Raw genomic sequence first — 3,309 nt, forward strand, 5'->3', positions numbered from 1 at the left:
CTCCGGCGCTGTGGCTTCCACTCGCCGTCAGCCAAGACAGCGCCTCGCCCACCGTACAGCCACGGCGGAACTCCCCTTGTTCATCCCAAAGCGGATTGCGGCTCAAGTCCATATCCAGACATCCTCCTTCATCGCAGCTCCACGTATTGTAGCTGGGCCGCTCTGGAAAAGCAATGTCTGGAACGGAGAAAAAGAGGATTGTTTTTATGAAACATTTTTTCGATTGGGGCTTGACAGCGGCGAAGTCATTCTGCCGCAGTCATTTCCTCCAGCGTCAGTTGTTCCGCACATTTTCTCACANGGGTAAAGCAAAGCCACTCCAGCAGAAGGTCATCTTTTCAAGACACTTGAAAACGCCCATGTATCACTAATCAATCTCCTTTCATCAGCGTCAGCTTGAAATCCGGCCCCTGGGCCTCCGCTGCCACCTGATAGCCGAGGGCCCCGGCACAGCGGGTGATATTCTCCACCGCCACCTGGGCGTCTACCAAGACCTCCAGCCGGGCGGGCTTCTCCTTCTCCAGCACCTTCCGGGTCATGACCACCGGAATGGGGCAGGACTGTCCTCTCGCATCGATCATCACGNTTCCTCCTTTCCAGNAAGATGGAGCAGGCTCACTGCCAGCAGAACCACGAAGCCCACTACCACAGCGATCATGCCCGTCGTTCCGACGCCGCCCACTTTGTACACGCCGTCCACCACGCTGTCCGNACNTCCCNCCAGGCCGNAATTNTGGGCCACCGCCGCGCCTACCACCATGCCCAGCACGGTTACGGCGGAGTCGCCGTTCCCCTCGCCCGCCAGGATGAGCTGGCGCAGGGGGCAGCCGCCCAAGAGGATGGAGCCCCAGCCTACCAGGGCCATACCAAGAAAGGACCAGAGATACTGGCTGTGGGCGATGGGCTGGGAGGCGGCGGAAAGGTGGTAGTTGCCGAGACTCAGGTTGCCGATGGTGACGGTGATCCAAATGGCCAGGAAGCCCATCAGCAGCGTAAAGTCCCGAATCAAAAAGGCATCCCGNAGGCCTCCCGCCATGCACAGGCGGCTCCGCTGAGCGATGAAGCCCACAGCCAGGCCCGCCGCCAGGGAGACGAGCCAGAAGGCCCGCATGGAGCCGGGGCCCTCCTCAGAGAACTTCAAAAGACCCGGGGCCAGCAAAAGCAGTGCCAGCAACCCTGCCATCACGGCGGGCAGGGCGANGCCCTCCCCCGTTTTCACGGGATAGGCCCGGCCCAGGGAGAAACCCTTTTTCAAAAAGACGATGCCCACCAGAATGCCCGCCAGAAAGCCCAGCAGACCCGCCACGGCGGTGAGGTCCCCGCCGCCCAGGCGAATGACCATCCGCAGCGGGCAGCCAAGGAAGACCAGTGCGCCAATCATCACGAACAGGCCCAGCACGAAACGGCTGGCGGGGCAGGAGCCCGCTTTGGCCTTGAACTCCCGGAAGGTCAGGGCCGAGGCCATGGCCCCCAGGACGATGCCGATGATTTCCGGTCGGATGTACTGCACCTTCGCCGCGCTGTGGAAGCCCAGAGCTCCGGCAATGTCCCGTTCAAAACAGGCGATGCAAAAGCCCATGTTCTTCGGATTTCCGACGGCGGTCAGAATCAGCGCCGCCACGCCCACCACAACGCCGGCCAGAATCACCAGACCGTAGCGGCGCATAAATGTGTTCTCTTTCATACGTCCCTCTTTTCTTCTCTGTTGTTCTTTTTCTGTTGTTCTTTTTTCAGAATAACGGCAGGCAAAAACAGTTGCTCTCAGAGCGTCAGCTCGTAAAACCCTGCGACCTCCACGCCCGCCTCCTGAAGGAGGCGCTCCAAGACTTCCCGCAGCTCCGGCGGGGCGGACCAAGCCAGCCCGCAGTCGGAAGTGATGCTCCGGGGCACGGAAATCAGCTTCCCCTCTAGTTCCTCCCGGTGGCAGAGGCGCTCCGCCGCTATGGCTCCAGCAGTGGTGTGGAAAGACACCACGCAGCGCAGGACCCTTTGCCGCATGTCTCTTTCTCCCTTACGTTATTCTTTTAAAAATATAACACTGGCTAAAAATATTTGCAACCCTATTTTATGAAAATATGAATCCTTGACCGGACACAACTTTTAAAGGAGGATGCCAATGCCCTATATTGAATTTACCGATATCCAAAAGCAGCGCGCCGCCGCNGTAGACCTGGAAGCCTTTCTCCTCAGCCGGGGAGAGAGGCTTTTGCGGGAAGGCCGGGAAAGCCGCCTCGTCAGTGACCACAGCGTCACCATCTGCGGAAACGAGTGGTACGACCACGCCACGAAGGAGGGCGNCGGACCAATCTCCTTTGTCCAGAANTTCTACGGCCTCAGTTACCCGGAGGCCATGTCCTGCCTTCTGAACGGTGAACAGGGCGAGGTCCGGGCCGCGCCGCCGAAGAAGAAAGAGAAGAAGGAATTCTCCCTTCCTCCTAGGAACAACACCATGCGCCGGGTCTACGCCTACCTGCTCCAGCAGCGCCATATCAGCCGGAACGTGCTGAACGCCTTCGTTCATGCCGGCCTGATCTACGAAAGCCGCGAGAGGCCGAAGGGCAGCGACCGGGAATATCACAATGCCGTATTCGTCGGGAAGGATGAGCACGGTACAGCTCGCCACGCTCATAAAAGGAGTGTCAACAGCGCCGGGCCCGGACTCAAGCTGAATCTCGCGGGCTGTGACGCGCGGTACAGCTTTCACTACACCGGAACCAGCGACCGACTCTATGTCTTCGAGGCTCCGGTCGACCTGCTGTCCTTCCTCACGCTGTACCAAAAGGATTGGCAGACCCACAGCTATGCCGCCCTCTGCGGCACCAGTGAGCATGCCATGCTCTGGATGCTGGAGCAGAACCCCAATATCCGAAACGTCCTTCTCTGCCTCGACCACGACGCGGCGGGCATCGAGGCCAATGGGCGGCTTGCCGAGATTCTGCGGGATCGTGGATATCACTGTGTCTCAGTCCTCCAGCCGGAGCACAAGGACTGGAACGAGGACCTCAAGGCCGCCTATGGCCTCTCCGCCCTTCCGGCGGAGGAGCATCCCCAGCTTGCCGTCGCGCCGGAGGTCTGCCAGTTCATCGCCGAGAAATGCGGGGAACTCAAACCGGACAGCCTGGGAAGCCTCAAAAAGGAGCTTCCCAGGNTGCTTCAATTTTTCCAAAACCACATCCAGCAAAATCAAATCGGAAGAGCGACTCTGTACGCGGACGAAGCGTCCGCGCTGGCGCTGGCGGCGTACAGCCGGGAACTGCGGCAGCTCGGGCAGCCGGCCGACGCCGTGGAGCTTGGCAAGCAGCTCTGCGC

Annotated in this window: 4 protein-coding genes; 1 reads left to right on the plus strand and 3 read right to left on the minus strand. The window is 59.9% G+C overall.

Annotation, left to right across the window (positions count from 1 at the left end):
• Window positions 1-371 precede the first annotated feature (371 nt).
• The 3 genes from JX325_RS14000 to JX325_RS14010 all read right to left on the minus strand — a co-directional run bounded on the left by JX325_RS14000 (window position 372) and on the right by JX325_RS14010 (window position 1,998).
• Entirely contained in the window at window positions 372-581 is a 210-nt protein-coding gene (locus JX325_RS14000) for a sulfurtransferase TusA family protein (RefSeq protein WP_204791706.1), read from the minus strand.
• Window positions 581-1,765, minus strand: coding sequence for a YedE family putative selenium transporter (yedE, locus tag JX325_RS14005; protein ID WP_204791709.1), 1,185 nt, complete (start codon window positions 1,763-1,765; stop codon window positions 581-583). Before yedE ends, JX325_RS14000 begins: the two co-directional genes overlap by 1 nt.
• Window positions 1,762-1,998: a DUF3343 domain-containing protein gene (locus JX325_RS14010; RefSeq protein ID WP_204791707.1), complete on the minus strand. Its 237-nt coding sequence runs from the start codon at window positions 1,996-1,998 to the stop codon at window positions 1,762-1,764. The genes yedE and JX325_RS14010 overlap by 4 nt, the downstream gene beginning before the upstream one ends.
• 118 nt (window positions 1,999-2,116) lie before the next feature.
• Here JX325_RS14010 and JX325_RS14015 point away from each other — a divergent pair.
• The coding region (locus JX325_RS14015) for a DUF3991 and toprim domain-containing protein (RefSeq protein WP_204791708.1) at window positions 2,117-3,309 on the plus strand (1,193 nt) is incomplete at its 3' end.

The sequence above is a fragment of the Oscillibacter sp. CU971 genome (assembly GCF_905219725.1).
Lineage (GTDB): Bacteria > Bacillota > Clostridia > Oscillospirales > Oscillospiraceae > Oscillibacter.